General features: G+C 47.3%; 1 protein-coding gene and 1 rRNA gene. Both read right to left on the bottom strand.

What is annotated here, in order from left to right; genetic code table 11:
- The coding region (locus tag EAH77_RS25010; RefSeq protein WP_194150507.1) for a transposase domain-containing protein at positions 1-215 on the bottom strand (215 nt) is incomplete at its 3' end.
- Positions 216-455: 240 nt separating this feature from the next.
- Positions 456-571: ribosomal RNA gene (rrf, locus tag EAH77_RS25005) — 5S ribosomal RNA — on the bottom strand.
- Positions 572-713 lie beyond the last annotated feature (142 nt).

Genomic DNA, 713 nt, shown 5'->3' with positions numbered 1-713 from the left:
TGATGGCAGACATCTTTGATGGATAAATCACGCAACAACCCCATCATCAGGATGAGCCATACAGCCTGCTCAGCAGGCAGACGACGCCTGCGAATACTGGCCTTCTGGCAGGCAGTCAGGGCCTGGTGGATCCAGAGAGGGTCAAGTGAACGTGAAAAGGCATCGATCTCAGAGGAGAAAGCATCAACAACAAAATCCATGTCATCTTCAGACATAAAAAATCCGGGAACAGAAGGCTGTTCCCGGATTGTCTCTTACTGGCAGGATCGTTCAAGTACTCTTAAACGATCGGCATTAATCAACTGGATGGCCTTTTATGTAAAACATGTTGTTCATGCGCTCAATAATCAAACAGTGATAGGCATTAATTCTGCTTTAATTTATCTCTGCTCTATTTTAAGCGCTGAAAAGCAAGAAACCCCAGTCTTTCGACTGAGGTTTCTCACTTATTTGATGCCTGGCAGTTCCCTACTCTCGCATGGGGAGACCCCACACTACCATCGGCGCTACGGCGTTTCACTTCTGAGTTCGGCATGGGGTCAGGTGGGACCACCGCGCTAGTGCCGCCAGGCAAATTCTGTTTCATCCATACCGCACAACTTCATGATCGCTCACTCCATTACGCCATACGAACCAATCTCGGAACATCGCTGAAAATCAAACTTCATAGTCTCTCAGACTAAAAACACCTTTGGTGTTGTAAGGTTAAGCCT

Source organism: Ewingella americana (assembly GCF_006438725.1).
Taxonomy (GTDB): domain Bacteria; phylum Pseudomonadota; class Gammaproteobacteria; order Enterobacterales; family Enterobacteriaceae; genus Ewingella; species Ewingella americana_A.
The sequence above is the reverse complement of the archived record's forward strand: the minus strand, read 5'-3'. Positions and strand labels throughout refer to the sequence as shown.